The following is a 25,684-nucleotide window of genomic DNA, read 5'->3' on the forward strand; positions in this document are numbered from 1 at the left end:
CATACTCCAACTCGCCCTGGGCATTCCAGCGCACCAGATCACCCGTGCGGTACATGCGCGATCCCGCCGAGCCGAACGGACACGCCACAAACCGCGACGCCGTCAAACCCGGACGACGCAGATACCCACGACTCACTCCTCGACCCGCGATATACAACTCACCCACGACCCCGACCGGGACCTCGGACAAACCCTCGTCCAAAACGAAGAATGCGAGATTACTCAGCGGAACACCGATCGGGCTGACACTGCCATTCGCATCGGACTCATCGAGATCCCGGAACGAGGCATGCACCGTCGTCTCGGTCGTGCCATACATATTGATCAAACGCGGAGCATCCGAATACCGGCCCCACCACGACGACAGACGATAAGGTTCGAGCGCCTCACCGGCAAAAACAACCGCGTCGAGCTTCAACAGTTGCCGCTCCGGTTGCATATCCTCAACCGCCTGCAGAGCATGGAATGCCGACGGCGTCTGGCTCAACACCGTCACTTGCTCATCGACCAACAGCCGATGCAAATCCACCGGCGACCGCACCACCGACTCCGGAACCACCACCAACCGGCCGCCATGCAGCAGCGCGCCCCACATCTCCCACACCGAAACGTCGAACGCATAGGAATGGAACTGTGACCACACCTGCGGCGCCGCTGGGACAAACCCCGAACCGCGCACCGCGACGAACAACTGGGTCACGTTCTCATGCGTGACAGCGACGCCTTTGGGAGTGCCGGTCGTACCGGAGGTGTAGATGATGTACGCCAACGCCGACGCGGGCGGAACCACCAGAGGTGTACCGGATTGGCTGGCCGGGGTATCGGATCGGTCGGCCGATACGTGGTCGGCGACGTTGATCACGGCGAGGCCGTGTCCGGTCAGCCGGGACACGTACTCATCGGTCGTGATCACCGCGACCGGGGACGCATCGGCGAGCATGAAACCGACCCGTTCATCGGGATGACGCACATCAATCGGCAGATACGCGGCCCCGGTCTGCAGTACCGCCACGATCGACATGATCGCCTCAGCCGATCGCGGTAGCAGCAGCGCAACAATGTCGCCCGCACCGATTCCCCGCTCGATCAGCACACGCGCGAAGCGTGACGACGCATCATCGAGTTCGCGATAGGTCCACGACTGTCCCTCGAACACCATTGCCACCGCATCGGGCGTGCGCGCCACCTGCGCGGCGAACAATGCCGGAATCGATACTGCCGCAGTGTCTTCGGCCAGCGCCGCCCGGTTGGAGTAGCTCGCCAGCTGAACCAGTTCCCGCTCATCGAACACCTCGATCGAGGACACCAGCCGCTGCGGGTCAGCGATCACCGCGTCCAGCACCCGCCGCAACCGAGCCACAAAATCAGCGAAGGTGCGGTTGTGGCAATACGCGAACGCGCTGGTCTGTCGAAGCGTGATATCGCCGGTGCCATCGATAATCGCGAGACTGAAAGTATCGAGGTCTCCAATATTCAGATAGTCGAATGTCCACTGCCCACGTGCGCCAGCCAATGGGGGGAAGCTCGGCATGACGTTGACAATCATGTCCAGCTCCGCGGACCCCAGCGTACGAACAGGGAATCGCTGATGACGGGCGCATTCCCGAACCCTGTCGCTTACACTCTTGACGAATTCAATGAAACCGATATCGCCGTCGACCGTAATCCGCAAAGGTGCGACACCCGAACACATTCCCGGAATAGCCTTCAATTCCGGCAGCGTTCTCCTGCCGACCGGAATACCCAGAATCACGTCCCGCCTACCCAAATCGCGGGAAGAACACAAGGCTGCCGACGCAACCAGAATCGTGGTCCATCGCACACCACACATATCGGCAATACGTTTGACATCCCGCACCAGCGACTCCGCCAACTTTATCGGCCGGGAATCGACATCATCGGCAGATGCTCGAATCAGCCGGGGAGTGGCGTCGCGATCGGATTCCAGCAGTGCAAGTTCATTCAGCCAAAAGTCGCGATCCAGGGCATACTCGTCCGACTCCTCGTATTCCTTTTCCAGTCGAATCAAATCGGCGAGACCCGAGAAAGAACTCGGCGTGGGCTCCAGACCCGCAGCAAATCGTTCATACAGTTCGAATACTCGATATGTAAATATCGTGGCGCCGAACCCGTCCAGAACAAGATGGTGCGAAGAAAAGAGAACGTATACCTGATCGTCTCCGGTTCTGAAGTAGGCGAACCGATACAAAGGCCCCACCAGCGGCATGGGCTTGTTCAACTCCGCATGAGCCAGCTCGAGCGCCTCGGCCTGCGGGTTGTCGCTGGACCGAAGATCGACCAGCGGCCAACCCAGAGCCTCGTCCACATCGCCCACCTGCTGACAGACAACGCCATCCGATTCAAAGATGGACACACGAACCGGATCCGACTCGAGCACCGCCTGTCGCAGTGCACGATCCATCACCTGCGGGCTGAATTCGCCATCAACAATTACGAGCTGCCCGATAATCCATCCAGCCCCCTCACCGCCGACTATCTGTTGCCCCAGCCATACATCGAGCTGAGGTCCGGTCAAGGGAAAAATTTGAGACTGAATTGACATGTTTAGACCCATAATCTATGCGGGACAGCCCATAGGCGGCGGGGCAGCAACGCCCAGCAAGTCCGAAGTTCTCGATGGTTGGCTACTCGACGAATAGCCGACAGTCATTTTCAACCGTCGCCAAATACAGCTCGGCTCGTGCACGCAGTAGTCGAATAAATTCGACCATGACATCGATGCCTAATACGGCCCGCGACTCACAGCGGACCGATAATTACACTGCCGATGACGGCATGGATTTATAGGCCAACCCAATGTTGATCCACATACGCAGTTCCATCAGCCCGGGAAACCCCTTCGACCTGGACGGACCAACCTTCCGGAACCGCCGAGAAATCGGGCCACAATGAATACTCACCGAGATCATTACGAAGAACTCTGAAGATGCCGTCTTCGTTATCGAACGGATTGGACACAGTTCACCTTTCGAAGGATTCAGAAAACTTGGGTGCACGTCCCGACAACTCCCCGTCGACGGGACAACCCAACCGCCATAGATCATGGCTCTGAGCCAAGGGCTTCACTGCCCGAGACAACATCGGTGCCACCACAGATCGACCACGCTCGGGATCGTGTTCGTGGCGGCCCCGCTTCACCGGTACCACGGAATCCATGGCGGATGTCGGTGCGTCGCTACCATCGGATGGCCGGCAACGATCTCACATTGCGATGGCGTCGGAAATCCGAACGCCACATCGGGGCGAACGGGCTTGCAGTGGAACTCGATGATCGAGGCATCCACGCGAAGAGCTACGCCGCAGCGGCCGAATCACCTACGGCACATCGAAAAACCGCATGCGCCAATTGTTTTGAAGTTACGGAACCCTCAAGCCCCGCCCCAGCGACAGAATCGTCGCAATCCATGTGGTCTCCCTTCCACCTGAAGAGGACTGTAACACGTTCTCGTTTCGCATGCCGAACGAAGTCCACTGCGGCACAATGCCTTCAGTTGAAAGCGGGCAACACGCTGCGCAAATCCCCCGCGATCCGAAACGCCCTGTGGCCCAACCTCTTCGCGCCACGAAGAGGTTGGGCCACAGTACTTTTCAGATCTACCGCCGACTCAGCCGAAGTCGTACGTGACCCCGGTGAGACGCTCGGACTCGACCCACAGTTTGCCCGCGAGGTCCGGATCGTTGGCCTCCGCGCTGGCCTCGACCAGCACCGGATAGCCGTGGATTTTGCCTGTGGGACCGTAGAATTCGCCACCGCGCGCGCTCGGGTCGGCGGCTGCCCGCAGCGTCGGCAGCGCACCCATCTCGGTGCTCTGCAACATCCAGCTCGTCGCCCAGTTGATGGTGGGATGCTTGAGCATTCGGATCGCCGGACTCAGGTTCTCCACGAAGTCCGAGTGTGCTGCGCCCGGATGTGCCGCCAGCGCAACGAGTTCCGCCGCAGTGCCATTGAGCTGGCGCTGCAATTCGAAGGTGAACAGCAGATTCGCCAGCTTGGACTGCCCGTACACCCGCATGCCCTTGTAGGCGCGCTTCTCGTACCCCAGATCATCCAGATCCAGCACGGTCGACCCATGCCCGGAACTGGCACTGCTCACGGTCACCACCCGCGCACTCCCGGCCGCCAGCAACCGATCCAGTAGCAGCCCCGTGAACGCGAACGGCCCGAGATGATTTGTCGCGAAAGTGGTTTCGAACCCGTCCACGGTCTCGCTACGCTCCCGATTGAGCGTCCCCGCATTATTGATCAGCAGGTCGATTCGCTCATACTCGGCGCGCACCTGATCGGCCGCCTCGCGCACCGACGCCAGCGACGAAAGATCCACCCGCACAATGGGCAACTCGGCCTCGGGCACGCTCGCCCGAATGACATCCGCCGCCGCGGCGGCCTTCTCGACATTTCGACAGGCCAAGACGACCTTGGCCCCGCGCTCGGCGAGCCGCAACGCGGTCTCCAACCCGAGCCCGGCACTTGCACCCGTGACAATGGCGGTGCGGCCCCGCAGATCCGGTATATCAGCCGCGGTCCACGGCGTCTTCTTATTACCCACAGCGCGATCCTGACTGTTCCGATCGAGAACTTTCTCGATCAGCAGCCTAGATCGACTTCTACATGCCGACCAGTCTTCTACCGCTCGGTCGACGGACCCGAGCGGTAGCGGACAAGCCACGAATGTTGTTGTGCCGCAGGTCAGACCGGCGTGACCGCGGTGGCCAGCCAGTGCGAACCATCCTTGGTCAGCTCGACGCGCAGGCGCGAGCTGGTGATGGTGCCCTGGGGCAGGCTGTCGCTGGTGGTCACCTGATTCATGAAGATGAGCACGGCGGCGTGATCGCGGTCGGTGGAAATGACGCCCGAAGCCTGCACGGTGGCCTGGACGTTGATCTTCTTTTCCTTGGCGGTCGGGATGACCGTCTTGTCGATCAACTTCAGGTAGGTATCGCGCAGATCGCCGGTCATATTGTCGGCGGCCTTGGGCATTTCCTTGTCGACGCTCTCGTACTGGTACGAGGACATCGTCTCCACGGTGTGCGTCGCGGCGGCGACCGCGTCGGTGCGCGCCCTTTCCGACTGCACATCGGACCAGTACCGGAAACCGGTGAACGAGGCGGCGGCGACGGCGGCGATGAACAGGATCGCGGCGGAGGCTACGAGGATGGTGCGCTTGTCGAATTTCATGCCACGAACTCCAGTTTCGAGGCGGTCACGTTGCCGTTGCCGTCCTTGGTCACGGTCACCCGGAAGCGGTAATCCTTCAGCTGCGGCTGATTACTGGCCGCATTGGTGACCGTCTGCTGGCCGAGCACCAGCACGTGCGCCGAATCGGGGCCCTCGTCCTCGATGGCCGCGGCCAATACCGATCCGTTGGACTGCACCTTGATCTGCTGGAAGATCTGCTTGTACAGGTCCCGGTTCTGCGAGTATTCGGCCTTGAGATCACCGGACACCACCGACAGGATGCGGTCGATGTCCTGATCGGCCGTCCCGTCCTTCATGGTGGACAGGTTGATCACGGTCTGCTTGGCGACCTGGATGTACTCCGCCCGGCGTTCGTGCAGGGCATTGGCCTGATGCTGGTGGTAGAAGAAGACCCCACCCGAACCGGCCAGTACCAGCGCGGAGATCACAGCAACCACGGCCGCCGCCATACCCACGCGACCGAGTGCGCGGAACCTGCTGCGGGACTTCGATTCCGACTTCGCCTCGGCGGTGTCATCGGCATCATCGGCCCCCACGGCAGCGGCTACCGATACCGTCTCGGCGGTATCGACCGACGTCGTGTCGGCTGGGTCAGCCGCCTTCGACAGGTCGATCGCATCCACCTTCACGGTCGCGGCATCGATGGAATCGGCGGCATCCGCCGATCCACCGTCCACGGCAACAGCGATCTCCGCGACAGTCGATTCGACCTCGACCACCGGGGTCTCGGCCTTCTCGGTCGCCTTCGCCGCGGCGGCCTGCACCGGGGTCGAAGCTGAGAATTCCGCCTTGGTCGGCTGGGCGTCCTCGACAGGCGGACCCGCCTGTCGTTCAGCCCGCCGCCTGGGGCGGCCGCTGTTTGCCGTGGTATTGCTCATCGCTGTTGCTCCTCGAGCATTTGCTGCCAACTGGAAGGCACTGTACTGGAGCCGTCAGCGCCGATGTCCCCCCGCCGGTAGGTCCGGCCGTCTGGTCCGAGGAAGGTGTTGCTCCCCGGATCATCGTGCGTAATGAATGCTGCCGGCTGGTTGCCCAGCAGGTTGTTCAGCGGCTGCCCGTTGTTGTCGACCGGGTTCGGCGCACCGAAGGGCGGGTTGTCGCCCAGCGGCTGATAGCCGTTCGGATCGCGGCAGAGCTCCGGGCTGGGAGCCCGCTTGCCGGGCACCTCCGCACAGGGGGTGTTGCGGATACCGCGCACTGCTTCGCGGGCGTTCTGCGCCACCTTGCAGTACATATTGTCCGGCGTCTGAACCTCCGACACATCACCCGGTGCCCTGCGCTGATCTGCGGGCAGGAAGCCGGTGGTGCATCCCGGAGGATCATTGAGGCCGAGCATGAAGTCGACCATAGCGCCATATTCGGTCGGGCCGCGGATCGCGGTGAGCAGCGCCGAGAGCAGCGGCGGGTAGATCACCAGAATCTGTTCGAGCCCGGCGTGATAGGTGACGCCGACCTGTCCGACGGTCACCATATTGGCCAGCAGGATCGGCAGGGTCGGCTTCAGATCCTGGAATGTGTCGGTGGCCTTCTGCGCCGCAGATGGGGTGTGCTGCAGGACCGCTCGCAGCGCCGGATCATGCTGGCGCAGTTGGTCGGTCAGGGTGGCCAGGTCCTTGGTCCAGCCGCGGATCGACTCATCCGACTGGTTCTGGGTGTCGAGCAGCGGACCGAGCTTCTCCAGTAGGTCCTTGGTTTGCCCGGTGTTGTCCTTGGCCTCCTGCACCAGCAGGGAGGCGGAATCGATGAACCGCTGCAGATCCGGTCCCGCACCGTTGAAAGCGGTGAAGGCGTCGTTGATGACCTCTTGCAGCTTGGTATCGGCGACCGAGGACAGCAGTCGATCCGCCTGATCGAGCATGCTGCCCACATCCTGTGGCAGCTTGGTCTGCTCGACCGGGATCACCGAACCATCGTGCAGATTCCCGCCTTTCGGCGCATCCGCCGGAACCAGGTCCACGTACTGCTCGCCGATCGCGGAAACGCTCTTCACGTATGCGGTGACATCGGCGGGGATCTTGTAATCGCTGTTGATCGACAGCTTGGCATCGACCCCGGCCGGGGTCAGATTGACCGCCTCCACCTTGCCGACATTGGTGCCGCGATAGGACACGTTGCCGGTCGGGTAGAGACCGCCCGTAGCCGTCAATTTGACTGTGACGCCATATCTTCCGATGCCGAACATGGCGGGCAGGTGCACATAGCTACCCGCCATCACCGTCAGGCCGATCACCGTCAGCACCGAGAAAATGGAGAGCTGAATCTTGACGAACTTGGTGAGCTTCACCGACCCCCGCCTTCCTGCGTGCTGGGCACGGTCAGCCCTGGGATTGCGGGCAGGCCCGGAATCGGTGGCAGCCCGGCAATACTCGGCACCGGCGCGGCCGGTTGCGGATTGAGCGGATCGGACATCGGATCACCCTTACCCATTGCGGTAGGCGGTACCCCGACTCCGAGGGTGGCCTGGGCCCCGCCGAAGGCACCACCGAGCGGCGTCCCGGTCAGGAAGTTGGAGTCCAGTCGCGCCTTGGTGATATCCGCGGTGATCACCAGGTTCATGTAGTCGCCCTTGATGACTCGATCGATATTGCGCATCGGGAAGGGGAACGTCAACAACCACTCCAGCGAATGGGCGAGCTTATCGCCGGTATCGGCCAGCGTCTGCAGCGTCGGTGCGAGGTTCGCCAGATCGGCCTTGAGGCTGTCCCCTCCGCCGTCGATGATCCGCTGCACGATATCGCTCAAACTTCCCAGCGCCGTAAGAGTTTTGGTGATGTTCTCACGACGATCCGCGAGGACGGTCAGGGCCGGATGGATTTCGGTGACGGCTTGGGTGAGCTCATCCTTCTGGTTCGACAGCACACCCGCGAAGCGGTCCAGCCCGCCCATCGCGCCGATGATGTCACCGGTCTGCTTGTCGAGCGTGCTGGTCAGCTGATCCAGCTGCGGGAGCAGATCGCGAATGGCGTCGGTGCGCCCGGTGAAGGTGGCATTGAGCTCCTTGGTGATGGTCTCCACCTGTGAGATACCACCGCCATTGAGCACCACCGACAGCGCGGAGAGCGTCTGCTCGGTGGTTGGGTAGGCACCCGCGCGGTCCAGCGGAATCAGGTCGCCGTCCTTCAGAGTCCCTTGTGCCTGTTCGTCTTTGGGCGCCGACAGCTCGACGTGATTACTGCCGAGCAGACTGGTCTGCCCGATCCGTGCGACGGCGTTGGCGGGCAGCTGCACACCCTTGTCGAGGCCGACGGTGACCAGCGCATGCCAGCCCTCGACCTTGACCCCGGTGACCGTACCGACGGCCACGTCATTCACCTTGACCGGTGAATTGCGGGTCAGCATGGTCACATTCGGCATCTGGATGCGAACTGTCCAGGAGCCTTCGCCGGTACCGATCGAACCGGGCATCGAGACGGAGTTCAGTCCATCCCATTCGCATCCGCTCACGCCGAGCAGCGCGACCAGGCCGACCGCGACGCCGGCGATACGAATCCGTCGGCGGTTCATCATCGTCCTCCTCCGGGCAGCATCACGTCGGTGAGGCTCTTGGGCGCGACGTCCGCCGGAGTACCGACACCCTGGCCCGCCAAATCCGGTGTGCTGTAGGTGAGCTGGTTGGGGAAGGCGTTCTGCTGGGTCGCCGGGTTGAGCAGCAACGGGGGGTAGTTCATGATCAACGAATTCAGCACCGGCCCCAGATACTGCTTGCACAGCGCCTCACTCTTGTCCGAATCCTTCTCGCCGACGGATCCGGCGATACCACACAGGAATTGGACCGGGTTGGCGAAGTTGGGCGCCGAGACCGCACCGGTGATCGTGCCCTGCGCCGGCTTGTAGAGCTGGTAGAAGTTCACCAGCGCGGTCGGACCGGAGTGCATGATCTTCTCCAGGTCGCCCTTCTTGTCGGCGAGCACCTGGGTGGCATCGCCCAGCCGCTGGATGCCTTCGGTGAGCGCACCACCGCGTTCATCCAGGAAGCGCTTGACATCGGTGACCGCAATATCGAGATTGTCCAGTCCCGCACCGAGATCGGTGGAGACGCCGGACAGCACCGACGACACCGAGGCGAGCCGGCCTTCGAACTGGACGATCTGATCATTCGACTTGGACAGCACATCCACGAGCTGCTGCAGATTGCGAATGGTGCCGAACAGATCGGTCCGGCCGTCCGACAGCGTATTCAGCGTGCTGGACAGCTCTTTGAGCGTGTCCCGGAACGCCTGTGCGTTGCCATTGCCGAGGTTCGCGGCGGCGGTGTCGATGACCCGGCCGAACGAACCCTGCTTATCCTCACCCACCGGTCCGAGTGCAACGGACAGCTTGGTCAGTTCGGTCTTGATATCGTCCCACTCCACCGGAACGGCGGTGTGCTCGATCGGAATCGACGCTCCGTCAGCCATTTTCGCGCCGCCGGTGTAGGCGGGCGCGAGCTGGATGAACCGTGCCGAGACCAGCGACGGCGAGACGATCACCGCGGCCGCGTCGGCGGGAATATCGATGCCGCGGTCGACCGTGATCTTGGCGGTCACCCGGTCCTTGCCCGGCTCGATCGAGTCGATCTTGCCGACCTTCACACCGAGCACCCGGACCTCGTCGCCCACGTAGAGCCCATTGGTCGAGGGGAAGTAAGCGGTGATGTGCTTCTTGCCGATATCGGCGACCAGCCCGTAGACCAGCCACCCGACCACGGCGACCACCAGACCGGCAGCGACGAACCGCGTCCACCGCGGCAGTTTGCGAATCGCGTTCACTTCGGCGGCTCCTTGGGTGTGGGCACGATGGAGATGCCCCCGTCGAGGTAGCTCTGCAAGGACTCCGGCAGGTGCTCGGGCCAGACCATGGCGTCGATCAGCGCCCGAATGGGCTTGCTCTCACCATTGGCGACCATCGATTGGAAGTACGGGCCGGAGCCCACCTGCTCGCCGAGCGCGGCCTCGAACGGACCGATATTGTCCAGCGCCTTGCCGATCTGATCCTTGTTCTTCTGCAGCAGCGCGAGCACCGAATTCAGTCGGTCCAGCGTCGGCTTCAGCTGCGCCTCATTGTCATTGACGAAGCCGGAGAGCTGCTGCGCCAGACCGTTGATGTAGACGATCAATTGGCTTATCGCGGCGCGCCGGTCGTTGAGTTCGCCCAGCAGGCTGTTGCCGTCGAGCAGCAGCGTATTGAGCTGTCCCGCACGGTCTCCGAGCACCTTGGTGACGCCCTGAGCGTGCGACAGCAGTTCGGTCAATGCCTTGTCGCGCGCGTTCAGGCTGCGCGACAGTGCCGTCACCCCGTCGAGCGCGGAGCGCAGCGGGGCCGGGGTATCGGCGAAAGCGTCCGACAGCGTATCGAGGGTCTTGTTGACCTGATCGGTGTCGAGCCCCTTCACCGTCGTCGCCAGATCACTGAGCGCGTCATTGAGCGAGTACGGAGAGGTGGTGCGCTCCAACGGAATCGGATCGGCAGCACGAATGGCACCATCACCCGCCGGGGTCACCTCGAGCGATTTGCGGCCCAACATCGTATTGGTCTTGATGGCGGCGGAGGTCTTGCCGCCCAACACGATCGACTCGTCGAGCGTGAAATGCACCTTGACCTTCGCGCCGTCCAGCTCGACCTTGTCGACCCGGCCCGACCGCACACCCGCGACCTGTACCGGATCTCCCGGAAGCAGCCCGCCCGCATCGGAGAAGAAGGCGTTGTAGTCCGCGCCGGATCGAATGAACGGCAGGCGGTCGAATTGTATGGCGGTGAGGCAGACCGCCACCGCGAGCACGATGCCGACCGCGCCGATATTCAGTAGTGGAGAACGTTGTTGATCCATCAGCCGGCACACCTTCCGGTGGTCTGCATACCGGGCATCTTGATGAGCTGCGTGCCACCGTCCGGCGCATCGGTGAGGAAGTTCGCACCGCAGATGTACATATTCAGGAACGAACCGTAGGAACCGATCCGAATCAGCTTCTTATAGGTGTCCGGCAGCAGGTTCATGACGTACTGCAGCTGATCCTGCTGATCGTCGAGGTTCGCCGACAGGCGCCCCAACTCGGTCACATTCGATTTCAGATCCGGACGCACCACCTGCAGCAGGTTGGTGAGATCGCCTGTCGCACCGGCCAATCGGGGCAGCGCGTCACCGATCGGATCCTTGTCCGCGGCCAAACCGCTGACCAGACGCTGCAATTCGTTCAGCGTGGTGCCGAAGTCCTGATCCTTGGCGTCGATGGTGGCCAGCACCGTCTCGAGATTCTCGATCACACTGCCGATCAGGGCATCCCGGTCCGCGAGCGTCTTGGTGAACGAACCACCGCTGTTGAGCAGCGACACCAGCGTTCCACCCTGGCCTTGGAACACCTGCAACAGCGCACCTGTCAGATCGTTCACCTGCTGCGGATTCAGACCGCGCAGCAGCGGTTTGAATCCGCCGAGCAGCATGTCCAGATCCAGTGCGGGCTTGGTGTGCTCGACACCGATGGTCGAGCCCTTGCGCAGCGGCTGCGCCGTGCCCGGTCCTTCCATCAGTTCCAGATAGCGGTCACCGACGAGGTTTTCGTAGCGAATGGCCGCTTGGGTACCCGAATACACGTGGTACTCGTTGTCGATATCGAAGTCGACATGCGCCAGATGATCTTTGCCGACGGTCACCCGCGACACCGAGCCCACCGGCACACCGGCGATTCGTACCTTCGCACCCGGCAGCACCCCCGACGAACTGGTGAAGATCGCGTGGTAACCGGTCGAGCGCGAGAAACGCATCTGGCTGAAGATCACCCCCAGCCCTGCCAGGATCAGCACCATGACCAGGGTGAAGATCCCCAGTTTCACGGTGGTCGCTTGCGGTTTGATGCTCATGGGTTGGGCACCCCCGGAAGTCCTGCGAACAGAAGCTGGAACACCTTGGGGCCGTTGAGATGCGTGGATGTCGGCGGCGCCCACACCTCGCCCTCGGTGGTATCGGTGACCAGGTAGTTGGAGTGGCTGTTCGGCACGCGATCGAGAATGTTCTCGCAGTGCGGGCCACCGGTGGCGTTCACCTTCGGCAGATCCTTCGGGTACTCGTACGGGGTGCCGCCGGGCATGAAGCTCGCATTCAGCGACACGTACGGGCCGTCACCACCGAAAATGCGGTTACCGACGTCGAGATTGTCGGACGCGCCGACCACCAGGCAGTACAGCGCCGAGCGATACTCGTGTAGCAGATCGGTGGTGGGGCGCAACAGGTTCAGCGAATCGATCAGCGGCTGCTCGTTCTGGCCCAGCACATCGCCGGTGGTGTTCGCCAGACCCATGAGGTTCAGCAGCACCGCGTCGAAGTTGCCTTTCTCGTCGACCAGGCTCTTACCCGTCACCGCCACATTGCCGGTGGTGCGCAACAGATCCGGCGCGGCATCGGCGTACAGATTGGTGACACCGATCGAGGTCGCCATATCGCGCTGCAGATCGGGCAGGCTCGGGTTGAGCTCCTTCAAGACACCGTCGCTGTCGACCAGCAACTGCCCCAGCTTGTCGCCACGTCCTTGCAGGGCGGTGCCCAGCGCGGTCAGCGTCGCGTTCAGCTTCTCGGGTGCGACCTTGCCCAGCACATCATTGAGGTGCTGGAAGAGTGTATTGAATTCCACGGTGACAGCTCCGGCGTGCACGGTGGCACCCGGGCGCAGCGATTCGCTCGAAGGCTGTTGCGGCTCTTCGAAATTGATGTACTTGGCGCCGAACACCGTGGTGGATCGAATGTCCACCAGCGCGTTCGCGGGCACCATCTTCAATTTGTCCGGATCAATGGCGAGTTCGATATTCGCGCCGTCCGCGGTATCGGTAATACCGGTGACATGACCGATCTCCACGCCGCGGATCTTCACCTTGGCATCTTTGTCGAGCACCAGGCCGCTGCGCGGAGCCGCAATATTCACCTTCGCGGTGTCGGTGAAACCGCCAGCGAAGCTGATCAGGCAGATCACGACCACGGCCACAAGGCTCAGCACGAGTCCGGCCCCGCACAGGCGGATGACCCAGCCCTGTTCGAGATACCGCTCGGCTTTTGGTTTCTGGGCGGCGGGCGAGCCGATCGGGCCCGTCACCACCTCACGTGTTTGCGCCATGTCCGCCCTACCCGGAGAGATGGAAGTTGCCGGTGGTGCCGTAAATGGCAAGGGAGATCAGCAGTGTCACCATAACCACCGCAATCAGTGATGCCCGCACCGCGTTACCGACCGCGACACCGACACCGACCGGACCACCTGCGGCGTGATAGCCGTAGTAGGTGTGGATCAGCATGACGGCCATGGCCATGAAGATCGCCTGCGCGAACGACCAGAGAATGTCGCTGGGGATCAGGAAGGTCGAGAAGTAGTGGTCGTACACACCGGCCGACTGCCCGTAGATCACCACCGTCGCAAAACGGCTCGCGATGAACGAGGCGACGACCGCGAGCGAGTACAGCGGAATGATCGCGACGATCCCCGCGAGAATCCGGGTACCCACCAGGAAGGGCACCGGCCGGATGGCCATCACCTCCAGGGCGTCGATCTCCTCCGAAACTCGCATGGCTCCCAATTGTGCGGTGGTACCCGCGCCCAGCGTCGCCGCCAAGCCGATACCCGAGATCACCGGTGCCGCAATACGCACATTGATGAAGGCGGAGAAGAAGCCGGTCAGGGCCTCGACGCCAATATTGCCGAGGGAGTTGAAGCCCTGCACGGCAATGGTGAAGCCGGCGGACAGGGTGAGGAATCCGACGATCACGACGGTACCGCCGATCACAGCCAAAGCTCCCGTACCCATCGAGATCTCGGCGATGAGGCGGATGGTTTCGGTGCGGTAGTGAATGAGCGCCTTCGGGACCGACCCGATGGACCGCCCGTAGAACACCGCGTGCTTACCGATGGAATCGAGACCCTCGGTAAAGCGCCGAAAGCGTTTGGCCACCTTCGGAAAACGAGATTGGATCACGAACGCCATCAGATCACCGCGCCGTGAACTTGATACCGGCGGCGGTTACGACCACGTTGATAACGAACAACGCCATGAAGGCGAAGACGACGGTCTGGTTCACGGCATCGCCGACACTCTTGGGTCCACCCTTGACGTTCAAGCCCAGATAGCAGGCGACCAGTCCGGCGACAAGGCCGAACAGGGCGGCCTTGATTTCGGAGAGGACGAGCTCCGGGAGGTGGGTCAGCAGGGTCAGGCCGTTCACAAACGCGCCCGGGTTCGCACCCTGCAGGTAGACCGAGAAGAGGAAGCCACCCAGGATGCCGATGGTGGAGACCAGGCCGTTGAGCAGGAAGGCCACGAACATCGACGCGAGCACACGCGGGACGACCAGACGCTGGATCGGGTCGATACCGAGCACCTTCATCGCGTCGATCTCTTCGCGTATGGTGCGCGCGCCGAGGTCCGCACAGATGGCGGTGGCACCGGCACCGGCCACGATGAGCACGGTGCACATGGGGCCGACCTGGGTGATGGTGCCGAACGCCGCGCCGGCGCCGGAGAGATCCGCGGCGCCGATCTCGCGGAGCAGAATATTGAGGGTAAAGCTGACCAACACGGTGAACGGAATTGCCACCAATAGGGTCGGGATGATGGAAACCCTGGCGATGAACCAGGACTGATCGATGAATTCCCGTCGTTGAAACGGTGGCCGCACCATGGCTCGGGCGACAGCGCCGGCGAGTTCGAAGAACCCTCCGACCGCCCGTAACGGTACGGCGAGGACATCATTCATTCCCGCGATTCCTCCTGCCCCTGCCTAGCTATAGCTTCCGAGATCTGAATGTGATCTCGGTCCCGTCCGAAGATTAGAACACGTTCCAGTAGGGCTTCGGAAGGTTTCGACGGTTTTGAACTGGGCTTCTTTCTGAACTGTTGTCCAGTTTCAGGAACATGTTCACCCCAGGTCTACCATCATGAACGTGGAACCTTTGTGAGGCGCCACACAGAGTTGATTCCCATTCCTACCAACGATTGATCGCATGATCAACCTGGAAACGGGGGTGAAAACCCCCGCTACCGGCATATAAGGGTCGGCTAACCGAGATCCATCAGCGCGGACGCCGAGAACGTGGCACCCGCCGGACGCTCGGCGAAATATTCGCCGAGCGTGTCGGCCAGACCCTCACGGGTCCATTCACCTTCGGCATCGAAGCGCTGCTCGACAATCGGGGCCGCCATGAGCGCGACCATCGGGCCGTAGACGACGAAGAGCTGGCCACTGATGGCAGCCGCGGCCGGGGAGGCCAGGTAGGCGACCAGGCGCGCCACATGATCGGGCGAAAGCGGATCCGGACCCTCTTCGGGAGCGGCGGAGAAAACAGCCTCGGTCATAGAGGTACGCGCACGCGGCGCGATCGCATTGGCGCGCACACCGAAATTGGCCAGCGCGCGCGAGGCCGACAGTGTCAGCGCGGTGATACCCGCTTTGGCCGCACCGTAATTCGCCTGTCCGGCGGGGCCGAGCAGACCGGCCTCGGAGGAGGTGTTGATGATGCTGCCGTAGACCGGCGCACCCGCCGCCTTGGACTTGGCCCGCCAGTACGCACCGGCATTACGGGTCAATAGGAAATGCCCGCGCAGATGCACGGCGACGACCGCGTCGAAATCCGCGTCGGACATGTTGAACAACATCTTGTCCCGGGTGATACCGGCATTGTTGACCACGATGTCCAGGCCGCCGAAGGTCTCCTCGGCGGTACGGATAAGAGCGTCGGCGGTGGCCGATTCGGCAATACTGCCCGCCACGAATTCCGCCTTGGCACCGAGAGCGCGAATGTCGGCGAGGGTTGCGCTGACCGCGTCGTTCTCGGCAAGGTCGTTCACAATGACCGAAGCGCCGGCCCGGGCCAGCTCCAAGGCTTCGGCCCGGCCCAGCCCGGCACCCGCGCCGGTGACGATCGCCACTCGGCCGGTAAGACTCACATCAGTACTCACCGGGCCGACTCTAGAACGTGTTACACCCAGCGAGCAAGGCTGGGGTCAGACCAGCTTCAAAGCCGCCTTGGGGCACTGCGCCACCGCGGTCCGCACATCTTCCTCATCACCGGGAGCAACCTCTGCGCCGATGATGTGCAGAACATCGTCATCATCGAGTTCAAAGACGTCGGGGGCGATTCCGACACAGATTCCGTTCGCCTCGCACTGGTCGAGATCAACCGTGACCTTCATAGCCAACTCCTTTGCCACAACAGTGCGCCGAGCCTAACAAGACCCGCCCCGCGCGGGGTAGGAAGTGCGGCCTTACACGCGACGATACTGGAACATGTTTCACCTGCTGTGCAATGATCGGCTGAACCCTGATAACGAAGGCTAGAGGTATCGCTATGCGGATCGCATACACGCCGCAACAGGAACAGCTTCGTGCTGAGCTGCGTGAATATTTCGCCAAACTCATCACCCCGGAGCGCCGGGCAGCGCTGGCCGCCCAGACCGGCGAGTACGGCGAGGGCAATGTCTATCGCGAGTGTGTCGCCGAGATGGGACGCGACGGCTGGCTCGCCCTCGGCTGGCCCACGGAGTACGGCGGCCAGAACCGTCCAACCATGGATCAGCTGATCTTCACCGACGAGGCCGCCATCGCCGGTGCGCCGGTGCCGTTCCTGACGCTCAACTCGGTAGCGCCGACGATCATGCACTACGGCACCGAAGAGCAGAAGAAGTTCTTCCTGCCCAAAATCGCTTCGGGCGAGATCCATTTCGCGATCGGCTACTCCGAACCCGGCGCCGGCACCGACCTCGCCTCGCTGCGCACCTCCGCGGTGCGGGACGGCGACGAGTGGATCATCAACGGCCAGAAGATGTGGACCTCCCTCATCGCCTACGCCGACTACGTCTGGCTCGCCACCCGCACCGACCCGACCGCCAAGAAGCACAAGGGCATCTCGATGTTCATCATGCCGACCAAGGCAGAGGGCTTCTCCTGGACGCCGGTGCACACCATGGCCGGCCCGGACACCGGCGCCACCTACTACCAGGACGTGCGCGTCAAGCACTCCGACATGGTCGGCCCGGAGAACGGCGGCTGGTCGCTGATCACCAATCAGCTCAACCACGAACGCGTCGCGCTGACCTCCGCCGCATCGCTCACCCTCGCGGTCGAGCAGGTCACCGACTGGGCCCGGAACACCAAGAACTCCAACGGTTCCCGCGTCATCGACCAGGAGTGGGTGCAGATTCTGCTGGCCCGTGTGCACGCCAAGGTCGAGTACCTGAAGCTGATGAACTGGGAGCTCGCCTCCGGTGCCGACGCCGGCGCCGGCGCCTCACCGCGCCCGTGGAACGCCTCCACCTGCAAGGTGTACGGCACCGAACTGGCCACCGAGGCGTACCGCGCCCTCATGGAGGTGCTCGGCCCGCAGGGTTACCTGCGCCAGGACTCCGCCGGTGCGCAGCTGCGCGGCCGGATGGAGCGCATGCACCGCTCCTGCCTGATCCTCACCTTCGGCGGCGGCACCAATGAGGTGCAGCGCGACATCATCGCCATGACCGCCCTCAAGCAGCCCGCTTCCGTGCGCTAACCGAAATCAAGGTAACCATCATGGATTTCACTCTCACCGAGGCGCAGCAGGATCTGGCCCGCCTCACCGCCGAGGTCACCGGCAAGCTCGTCACCGCCGACCGGCTGCGTGAGCTCGACAAGAACAAGGACGCGTCCGGCAACCCGACCGTGCGCTTCGACGACGCGCTCTGGAGCTCGCTCGCCGAGACCGGTGTACTGGCGGCGGCGCTGCCGGAGACCGTGGGCGGCAGCGACTTCGGCGTGCTGGAGCAGACCTCGATCCTGCGCGAGATCGGCAAGTCCGTCGCACCCGTGCCGTACCTGTGGTCCATCGTGCTCGGCGCGGGCGCGCTGGCACGATTCGGCTCCGCGGCCCAGCGTGAGTCGGCCGCACAGGCCGCGAGCGGCGAGATCATCCTCACCGCGGCGCTGAGCGAGGAGCGCAACTGGGAGCCCGCCAAGCCGGTCACCACGGCGACCGACAATGGCGGCTGGCAGCTGACCGGTCTCAAGACCACCGTGCCGTTCGCCCGCCAGGCGGCGCGAATCCTGGTGTCCGCCAGTGTCGACGGCTCCCCCGCCGTCTTCCTGGTCGACCCGGCGCACACCTCGGTGCGCGTCGCGGACCAGATCGTCACCGACCGCTCCCCCGAGGCCGAAGTCGAATTCACCGGCACCCCGGCCGAATTGGTCGGCACCGTCGAACAGGGCGCCGAAATCCTGAACTGGCTGCTGGAGCGGGCCTGGCTCGGCCTGGCCGCCACCCAGCTCGGCACCCTCGAGAAGGGCCTCGAACTGGTCGCCGACTACGCCCGCGAGCGCGAGCAGTTCAACCGCAAGATCGGCAGCTTCCAGGCCGTGGCGCAACGCCTCGCCGACGCCTACATCGACATCCAGGGCGTTCGCCTGGCCGTCCAGCAGGCCGCCTGGCTGCTCTCGGAGGACCTGCCCGCCACCGCCGAGGTGCACACCGCCAAGTTCTGGGCGGCGGAAGCGGGTCACCGCGTCGCACACACCGTCGTACACGTACACGGCGGCGTCGGCATCGACCGCGACCACATCGCCAACCAGTACTTCACCGCCGCCAAGCACAACGAATTCGCCATGGGCGGCGCAACCGATCACCTCCGCGCCCTAGGCGCATCCTTCGCCCAGGCATAGCCCCCCACGGATAGTCCTGCGGCACAAAGCAATACGAGGCAGCGGCACACCAGTGCCGCCGCCTCGCCGCATTTCACGTACCTTCCCCCGGCAGACGGTCGGGTAACCAGAGGGCGCGGCGAGCGGTCAGGGCACCAGGGGGCCGGCGAGGATCCGCGCTCCGGTGGCTCGGTCGCCGGTCCAGGTGAGGGCGGGATCGTCGGCTGGTTCGCGCTGCCACAGTGCCAGTAGCAGATCCGATGCGGTGCCGGAGATTTCGGCGACCGCTTCGCCCGGACCGTAGGTCCAGGTCCGGCCGGTATCGGTGGCGCGCAGGCCGAGCGCCTGTTCGGGCGCGGTGGCCAGGCCGCGGTGAATCATGCGGGGCGCGAAGAGTTCCCAGACCTCTTCGATGCCGTCGACGGCCAGATCCGCGTCGATGGGTTTCGGGACGCCGAAGGCATTCTGTCCGTCCCACACGTGCATGAGGGTTTCCAGTGCGCGGCGCCGCTGCCAGAATCCGACATTGCGCGGCATGGAGCGGGTGAAGGTCCACGCCTCCTGCCCTGGATCGGCCGAGAGTGCCGCGGCCAGCGCATCGGCGGTCTCGTCGTACCATTCCCGCAGCGCCACAGCGTCTTTCGGCGCGGGCTCGCCTTGATAGTCGCCGCGCAGTTCGGCGACCGCGGTTACCACCCACATATTGCCCTGGCCGAGATGATCGGCCAGATCGTAGAAGGTCCAGTCGCCGCAGGACGGCACCGGCGTGGCAAGGTCGGTTTCCGGCGTGATGAGGGCACCGAATTCGGTGAGCTTCGCGCAGAGCAGGGCCAGGTAGTCCATGCCGATCACGGTAAACCGGATCGGCCCGGGGCACGCGGCGGAGCGCGGTACCGACCCGGATCGACTCGGGTCAGGATTCCAGTTCGCGGACCGGGACCACGCGGTCGAAGACCGGGTCGGGATGGTCGGGGGAGGGCTCCAATTCTCGCATGAGCAGATCGCTCATGGCGTCGCCGCGCAGGACCCGACCGAGTTCGGCGGCGGCGCGATAGTGGGTGGGCGTGCGCAGCACCTTGCGGACCGCGGCGGCGATCTGCTGCGGAGTCGCGGTGCGGGACAGCGTGATTCCGGCCTGATGAGCGCGCACCCGCGCGGCATTGTCGGCATGATCGCGCCCGTGCGGGAGCAGCACCACGGGCAGGTCGGCGGCGAAGGCTTTGACCAGGGTGCCGTGGCCGCCATGGGTGATCACCAGGCTGGCGTGCCGCATGAGTTCGTGATGCGGGGCGGCGGATAGCACGGTCACATTGGACGGCGGGGAGATCGCGGTCGTGTCCAGGGCGGGACCGGCGGTGACGAGCCCGCGGACCGGCAGCCGCCCGAGCGCGTCGACAATGCGCTGCAGGCATTCGGCCTGATGCTCTTCGTTGCTCGAGAGTGAGACCAGTACCAGCGGTTCACTCCCCTCGGGCAGCGTCCATTCGGCGTCGCGCGCCCAGCTCGGATCATCGAGAATCGGGCCGACATACCGCACGCCGTCGGGCCGCTGCGCCGCGAAATCGAATGCCTCACTGGACAATACGAGCTGCCGATGCGCCAGCTGCACCTGATCCTGATAGTGCGCGAGCCGCTCCAGCCCGAAATCCGCGCGCAGCTCGTTCAATTGCGGCAGCAGTTCCTGGTCCCAGCGCCGCTGCACCATGGACCCGACCACGCGGTCCCGCCAGCGACCGACCGGTCCCCCGGCCTGGCCGAAGCCGGTGCCCGGCGGCGGTCCGCCCTCCACCGGCAGCGGGTAGATGCCCGGTATGAGCACCATGAACGGCAGGTCCCGCGCCTGCGCGGCCACCATGGCACCGAAGGCGAAGTAGGAGGCGAGCACCAAGTCCGGCCGTTCGGAGTCGATTTCGGCGGCGGTATCGCGGGCGAAACCCGCCCCCGCGCGCGAGCGCAGCCGCGCACCGGTGGCCGTGACCTCGGCCGCGAGCGATTCCTCGGCCAGCACGGTGACCCGGTGCCCGCGGTCGACCAGCCTGCGCACCACCCCCAGCTCCGGTGGCACGGTCCCCCCGCTGCCGGTGAGCGCGACCAGGTAGCTGTGCTTCATCAGGCACCTCCTGTCAGTCACTCTGTCACGGTCGGCGGCTCCCCGACTTCCCGATGGGTAAATGATGTGTCACAGGCCACAGCGACCGCGCACCGATGAGTTTCCCGCGGACACCCCGTCCTCTCCTATGACACCTACGGACGCGCAAAGAGTTTGCGGATGAGAGGACGAAAAACCATGGCCAGCAAGATGATCTTCATCAACCTCCCCGTGACCGACCTGGAGCGTTCGAAGAGCTTCTACGAGACGCTCGGGTGGAAGGTGAATCAGGACTTCACCGACGAGAACGCGGCCTGCATCGTCATCGACGACAATATCTGCGCCATGCTCCTGACCAAGAGCTTCTTCACCACCTTCAGCACCCGTCCGATCGGCGACACCACCGCCACCGTGAACGGCCTCTACACCCTGGCGCTGGGCAGTGCGCAGGAGGTCGACACCCTCGTTGACGCCGCCCTCTCCGCGGGCGGCACCGAGGAGGTCAATGCCGATAAGCGCGCCCAGGAGGCGCAGGTAGGTATGCACGGCCGCACCTTCCTCGACCCGGACGGCCACCAGTGGGAGCCCTTCTTCATGGCGTACCCGGGCGCCAACTGAAGCTCTCATATCGAAATGCGAACGGCCCGCCGGGAATTCTCCCAGCGGGCCGTTCACGCATGTCGTCGCGCTGCGCCGGACCACCCCGGCGCATCCACACCTACGCGGCGACGGAGTCCAGTTCTACCGCAGTTCCGGCGCAAGTCCGAAAAGCGGGAACAGGCGGTCGGTATCGAGGAAGAAATTGAGGCCCGCAATGCGGTCGCCGTCCAGCTCCAGCACGATGATCGACCAGGGCACCCACACGCCCGGCTCGTCGTCGCTCGGCTTGTATTGACCGTATGCCGGAAGGCCGTTCGCACCCGCGAGCGGCACCATGCGCGAATCGCGGCAGGCCGAACCGGTGCCGAGCATGAACGTGGCCACATTCTCCGGCCCGCTGATCCACAGCGAGAACGGCGGCATGGACAGTGCCACATCGGCTTTCAGTAGTTCGGTGAGCGCGGTCATGTCATAGGACTCGAACGCGGCGACGAAGTCGTCGACGAGTTTGCGCTGCTGCGCATTGCTTTCGTCGAAGACATCGGAGACGGTGGCCACGGCCTGCGCCTTGGACATGGTGGCGCGGGCCCGCTGTAGTGCGCTGTTCACCGATGCCGGAGACACATTCAACATGTCGGCGGTCTCATTGGCGGAGAAGCGCAGCACCTCGCGCATGATCAGAATGGCGCGCTGGGTGGCGGGTAGATGCTGTACCGCCGCGACAAAGGCAAGGCGCAGTGTGTCTTTCGTGCTGACGGCCTCGGCGGGATCGGAACCGAATGCGAGACCGTTCGGAATCGGTTCCACCCAAACGTAATCCGGCTCCGGCGGGGGCAGCGGGCTCTCGGGTGTACCGGCGGAGTTGAGATCCATCGGCCGGGCCCGGCGCTGCGGACCGTCGAGCATGTCCAGACAGACATTGGTCGCGATCTTGTAGAGCCAGGATCGGACGCTGGCGCGCCCTTCGAACGAGTCATACGACTTCCACGCCCGCGTGAACGTCTCCTGCACCGCGTCCTCGGCCTCGAACGAGGATCCGAGCATTCGATAGGCGTAGGCGCACAATTCGCGCCGATGCCCTTCGAAGGACCGCAACACGTCATCCGTGATGGTGGTGGACCCGCCGCCTGTCTCGCTCATGCAGAACACTCTGACACAGGGCACCGACAAGAAATAGACACCGAAAACACCTGTGCCCGCCCGTTTCGCAACGGGCGGGCACAGGGGCCTCGGTAGTGCTCAGGCACTCACTTGCTGACGGGCGCCGGAGCATCCTCGTCGGCGGGGCGCAGCTCGGTCTCGGCCTTGGCCCACTGGTAGTCGGGCTTGCCGGCCGGATTGCGCTTGATCTGATCCACGAACCACAGGCTGCGGGGCAGCTTGTAGGAGGAGATCTCCTGGGTCAGCACCGGACGCAGATCATCGAGGGTGGGCCGATTCTCGCTGCGGCACTGCACCACCGCGACCACCCGCTGGCCCCAGCGCTCGTCCGGCACGCCGACCACCAGCGCGTCGAAGATCTCCGGATGGCACTTGAGCGCGCCCTCGACCTCTTCGGGGTAGATCTTCTCGCCACCGGAGTTGATGCTGACCGAACCGCGGCCGAGCATGGTGACGGTGCCGTCCCCCTCCACCCGGGCGTAGTCGCCGGGGATGGAGTAGCGAATCCCGTTGAGCTCCTTGAACGTCGCCTTGGTCTTGACTTCGTCCTTGTAGTAGCCGAGCGGGATGTGCCCGCTGCGCGCGATGAAGCCGGTCTTGCCGGAGCCGGCCTCGACCGGGTGGCCGTCGTCGTCGAGCACCTGGGTGGAGCCGTCGATCTTCACCCGCGGTCCGCCGGTGTGGGTCTGGCCCTTGGTGACCATGGAGAGGCCGCCGAAACCGGTCTCCGAGGAGCCGATGGAGTCGGTGATCATCCGGTTGGGCAGCGCGTCGAGCAGCTTGTCCTTCAGTGTCGGCGAGAACAGCGCGGCACTGGAGGCGATCATGAACAGGCTCGAAAGGTCGTACGGCGCACCGGTTTCCGGGTTGCCGCCGTCGATGGCGTCGCACATCGGGCGGGCCATGGCGTCGCCGGTGATGAAGATCAGGTTGACCTTGTGCTTGTCGATGGCCTGCCACAGTCCGTGGCCGCTGAACTCGGGCAGCATGAGGGTCTTGCCGCCGCTGAACAGCGCCATGAAGGTGGCCCACTGCGAGCCGCCGTGGATCATCGGCGCGACCGGGTAGCGCACCATCTGCGGGTTGGCCGCGCCGACCTTGGCGTGCTCCCACTCATCGGTGACGTACTCGCCGCTGAGGAAGTTGATGCCGCCGCCGAGCACGCGCCAGACGTCCTCCTGCCGCCACATGACGCCCTTGGGCATGCCGGTGGTGCCGCCGGTGTAGAGCATGTACAGGTCGTCGGGGGAACGCTCGCCGAAGTCGCGCTCACCGGACTGCGTGGCCAGGGTGGCCTCGTATTCGGTGGCACCCTCGGGCAGCGGGAGGTCGGTGCCGTCCTCGACGACCACGACGGACTTCAGCAGTGGCAGGTTCGGCCAGATATTGGCGACCTTGTCGACGTAGCGACGCTCGACGACCAGCGCGACCATGTCCGAATTGTCGAAGATGTACTGCAGTTCGTTCTCGACGTACCGGTAGTTCACGTTGATCATGACCGCGCGGGCCTTGAACACCGCGACCATGGCCTCGACGGCCTCGATGGTGTTGCGCGAGTAGATGCCCACCTTGTCACCGGGCTGGACGCCCTGCGCCTGCAGATAGTGGGCGAGCTGATTGGCACGCTGCTCGAGCTCGGCATAGGTGACCGAGCGAGTGTCGTCGACCAGAGCGACGTTTTCGGGCATGAGGTCGATGGCGTGTTCGACAAGGTCCGCTATGTTGTGGCTCACAAGAATGAAAATAGAACGTGTTCTCGTGTGAGGCAAGCCACGAATTTTGATAAGGCCCCAAATCGCTGTGGCCCCTGACACACCCTACTGCGCGGGATGCCTAATAGGAATAGCGCGGCCGAAGCCCGCCCGGGGGTGCCGGATCATCCGGAAACACACACCGAGCGGGGAACTATTTCTGAAACGAGTTCTACGACTGGATGAGCGGCTTCAACCGCTCGAATTGCGCAACATCCCGCACCCCGACGAGCAACATGGTGACGCCCGCCTGCTCCCACACCTTCAACTGCTCACGCACGTGCGCCTCGTCGCCGATGATCGTGGTGTCCAGAATCAGCTCGTCCGGAACCGCCGCGGCCGCCTCGTCCTTGCGGCCGGTGCGGAACAGCCGGGTGATCTCGTCGACCTGCTCGCCGTAGCCCATCCGCCGATACACCTCGGCGTGGAAGTTCATGTCCTCCGCGCCCATACCGCCGATGTACAGGGCCATGAACGGCCGCAGCCGATCCAGCTCGGCCTTGGTGTCGTCGGTGAGGATGACCTGCGCGGTCGCGGCGATTTCGAAGTCCTCCCGCGAACGCCGGGCACCGGCCCGCGCGAAGCCCTCGTCGAGCCATTGGTTGTACATATCGGCCAGGCGCGGGGTGTAGTAGATGGCCAGCCAGCCGTCGGCGATCTCGGCGGTCAGCGCCACATTCTTGGGACCCTCCGCGCCGAGCCAGATCGGCAGGTCCGAGCGCAGCGGATGGGTGATCGACTTGAGCGGCTTCCCGAATCCGGTGGCGTTCGCGCCGTTGTAGGGCAGCGGGAAATGCGGCCCGTCGTTCTGCACCTTGCCTTCCCGCGCCAGCACCTGCCGGATGATCGAGATGTATTCGCGGGTGCGCTGCAAAGGCTTGGCGAACGACTGCCCGTACCAGCCCTCGACCACCTGCGGTCCGGAGACGCCGAGCCCGAGAATGTGCCGTCCACCGCTGAGGTGGTCGAGGGTCAGCGCGGCCATGGCGGTGGCCGTGGGCGTGCGCGCCGACATCTGGACGACCGAGGTGCCCAGGCGGATCCGGCTGGTGCTCGACCCGAGCCAGGCGAGTGGTGTGTAGGCGTCCGAACCCCAGGATTCGGCTGTGAAAACGGCGTCGAATCCGGTCTCCTCGGCGGCCGCCACCAACTCCGCGGTGTTGGTGGGCGGCTGTGCGCCCCAGTATCCGAGTTGCAACCCAAAGCGCATGTCCGGTTCCCTTCCCATGTGGGCTCTTGCCACCTTCATTAGA

General features: G+C 63.9%; 23 protein-coding genes. 3 read left to right on the forward strand and 20 right to left on the reverse strand.

The window, feature by feature from the left end; genetic code table 11:
- From GFY24_RS23100 to GFY24_RS23170, 15 genes are all read right to left on the reverse strand, one after another.
- Positions 1-2,536: amino acid adenylation domain-containing protein (locus tag GFY24_RS23100; RefSeq protein WP_194852994.1), on the reverse strand; the 2,536-nt coding region annotated here is incomplete at its 3' end.
- A 266-nt stretch (positions 2,537-2,802) separates the two neighbouring features.
- Positions 2,803-2,979 (reverse strand): MbtH family protein, encoded by a 177-nt coding sequence (locus GFY24_RS23105; RefSeq protein ID WP_309231218.1) that lies wholly within the window; start codon positions 2,977-2,979, stop codon positions 2,803-2,805.
- A gap of 647 nt (positions 2,980-3,626) precedes the next feature.
- Positions 3,627-4,568 carry an oxidoreductase gene (locus GFY24_RS23110; protein ID WP_309231219.1) on the reverse strand — a complete coding sequence of 314 codons (942 nt, stop codon included), beginning with the start codon at positions 4,566-4,568 and terminating at the stop codon, positions 3,627-3,629.
- A 140-nt stretch (positions 4,569-4,708) separates the two neighbouring features.
- A complete protein-coding gene (locus tag GFY24_RS23115) occupies positions 4,709-5,197 on the reverse strand; it encodes a h domain protein (RefSeq protein WP_153807190.1) in 489 nt (162 codons plus the stop codon).
- On the reverse strand, positions 5,194-6,096 hold the full coding sequence (locus GFY24_RS23120) for a hypothetical protein (RefSeq protein WP_153807191.1): 903 nt from the start codon (positions 6,094-6,096) through the stop codon (positions 5,194-5,196). The genes GFY24_RS23115 and GFY24_RS23120 overlap by 4 nt, the downstream gene beginning before the upstream one ends.
- Positions 6,093-7,502: an MCE family protein gene (locus tag GFY24_RS23125; protein ID WP_309231220.1), complete on the reverse strand. Its 1,410-nt coding sequence runs from the start codon at positions 7,500-7,502 to the stop codon at positions 6,093-6,095. Before GFY24_RS23125 ends, GFY24_RS23120 begins: the two co-directional genes overlap by 4 nt.
- Positions 7,499-8,725: an MCE family protein gene (locus GFY24_RS23130; RefSeq protein WP_375336084.1), complete on the reverse strand. Its 1,227-nt coding sequence runs from the start codon at positions 8,723-8,725 to the stop codon at positions 7,499-7,501. Before GFY24_RS23130 ends, GFY24_RS23125 begins: the two co-directional genes overlap by 4 nt.
- Positions 8,722-9,966: an MCE family protein gene (locus GFY24_RS23135; protein ID WP_309231221.1), complete on the reverse strand. Its 1,245-nt coding sequence runs from the start codon at positions 9,964-9,966 to the stop codon at positions 8,722-8,724. Before GFY24_RS23135 ends, GFY24_RS23130 begins: the two co-directional genes overlap by 4 nt.
- On the reverse strand, positions 9,963-11,024 hold the full coding sequence (locus tag GFY24_RS23140; RefSeq protein WP_153807192.1) for an MCE family protein: 1,062 nt from the start codon (positions 11,022-11,024) through the stop codon (positions 9,963-9,965). Before GFY24_RS23140 ends, GFY24_RS23135 begins: the two co-directional genes overlap by 4 nt.
- On the reverse strand, positions 11,024-12,052 hold the full coding sequence (locus GFY24_RS23145; RefSeq protein ID WP_153807193.1) for an MCE family protein: 1,029 nt from the start codon (positions 12,050-12,052) through the stop codon (positions 11,024-11,026). The genes GFY24_RS23140 and GFY24_RS23145 overlap by 1 nt, the downstream gene beginning before the upstream one ends.
- Entirely contained in the window at positions 12,049-13,296 is a 1,248-nt protein-coding gene (locus GFY24_RS23150; RefSeq protein WP_153807194.1) for an MCE family protein, read from the reverse strand. The genes GFY24_RS23145 and GFY24_RS23150 overlap by 4 nt, the downstream gene beginning before the upstream one ends.
- A 7-nt stretch (positions 13,297-13,303) precedes the next feature.
- Positions 13,304-14,155 (reverse strand): ABC transporter permease, encoded by an 852-nt coding sequence (locus tag GFY24_RS23155; protein WP_153807195.1) that lies wholly within the window; start codon positions 14,153-14,155, stop codon positions 13,304-13,306.
- Between the two features lie 4 nt (positions 14,156-14,159).
- The gene (locus tag GFY24_RS23160) at positions 14,160-14,924 is read right to left on the reverse strand and encodes an ABC transporter permease (RefSeq protein WP_153807196.1); all 765 of its coding nucleotides are present in this window, start codon (positions 14,922-14,924) and stop codon (positions 14,160-14,162) included.
- Positions 14,925-15,226: 302 nt separating this feature from the next.
- Complete coding sequence (locus tag GFY24_RS23165; RefSeq protein ID WP_309231222.1) at positions 15,227-16,126, reverse strand: 3-oxoacyl-ACP reductase; 900 nt, start codon at positions 16,124-16,126, stop codon at positions 15,227-15,229.
- 45 nt (positions 16,127-16,171) lie between these two features.
- Complete coding sequence (locus tag GFY24_RS23170) at positions 16,172-16,360, reverse strand: ferredoxin (RefSeq protein ID WP_153807198.1); 189 nt, start codon at positions 16,358-16,360, stop codon at positions 16,172-16,174.
- Between the two features lie 155 nt (positions 16,361-16,515).
- On the opposite strand from GFY24_RS23170, the gene GFY24_RS23175 reads away from it, so the two are divergent.
- Together GFY24_RS23175 and GFY24_RS23180 are read left to right on the forward strand one after the other, a co-directional pair.
- Complete coding sequence (locus GFY24_RS23175; protein ID WP_153807199.1) at positions 16,516-17,709, forward strand: acyl-CoA dehydrogenase family protein; 1,194 nt, start codon at positions 16,516-16,518, stop codon at positions 17,707-17,709.
- A gap of 20 nt (positions 17,710-17,729) precedes the next feature.
- Positions 17,730-18,851 carry an acyl-CoA dehydrogenase family protein gene (locus GFY24_RS23180; protein ID WP_153807200.1) on the forward strand — a complete coding sequence of 374 codons (1,122 nt, stop codon included), beginning with the start codon at positions 17,730-17,732 and terminating at the stop codon, positions 18,849-18,851.
- A gap of 126 nt (positions 18,852-18,977) precedes the next feature.
- Here the strand turns inward: GFY24_RS23180 and GFY24_RS23185 are convergent, their stop codons facing one another.
- Positions 18,978-19,673 carry a maleylpyruvate isomerase family mycothiol-dependent enzyme gene (locus tag GFY24_RS23185; RefSeq protein WP_153807201.1) on the reverse strand — a complete coding sequence of 232 codons (696 nt, stop codon included), beginning with the start codon at positions 19,671-19,673 and terminating at the stop codon, positions 18,978-18,980.
- Positions 19,674-19,743: 70 nt separating this feature from the next.
- A complete protein-coding gene (locus tag GFY24_RS23190) occupies positions 19,744-20,940 on the reverse strand; it encodes a glycosyltransferase (protein WP_153807202.1) in 1,197 nt (398 codons plus the stop codon).
- A gap of 177 nt (positions 20,941-21,117) precedes the next feature.
- On the opposite strand from GFY24_RS23190, the gene GFY24_RS23195 reads away from it, so the two are divergent.
- Complete coding sequence (locus GFY24_RS23195) at positions 21,118-21,537, forward strand: VOC family protein (protein WP_153807203.1); 420 nt, start codon at positions 21,118-21,120, stop codon at positions 21,535-21,537.
- A gap of 123 nt (positions 21,538-21,660) precedes the next feature.
- On the opposite strand, the gene GFY24_RS23200 is transcribed toward GFY24_RS23195, so the two are convergent.
- The 3 genes from GFY24_RS23200 to GFY24_RS23210 all read right to left on the reverse strand — a co-directional run bounded on the left by GFY24_RS23200 (position 21,661) and on the right by GFY24_RS23210 (position 25,641).
- Positions 21,661-22,659, reverse strand: a complete 999-nt coding sequence (locus GFY24_RS23200) for a sigma-70 family RNA polymerase sigma factor (RefSeq protein ID WP_153807204.1) — start codon at positions 22,657-22,659, stop codon at positions 21,661-21,663.
- A 107-nt stretch (positions 22,660-22,766) separates the two neighbouring features.
- Positions 22,767-24,413 (reverse strand): acyl-CoA synthetase, encoded by a 1,647-nt coding sequence (locus GFY24_RS23205; protein WP_309231223.1) that lies wholly within the window; start codon positions 24,411-24,413, stop codon positions 22,767-22,769.
- Positions 24,414-24,603: 190 nt separating this feature from the next.
- On the reverse strand, positions 24,604-25,641 hold the full coding sequence (locus GFY24_RS23210; RefSeq protein ID WP_153807205.1) for an LLM class F420-dependent oxidoreductase: 1,038 nt from the start codon (positions 25,639-25,641) through the stop codon (positions 24,604-24,606).
- Positions 25,642-25,684 lie beyond the last annotated feature (43 nt).

The sequence above is a fragment of the Nocardia sp. SYP-A9097 genome (assembly GCF_009649815.1).
Lineage (GTDB): Bacteria > Actinomycetota > Actinomycetes > Mycobacteriales > Mycobacteriaceae > Nocardia.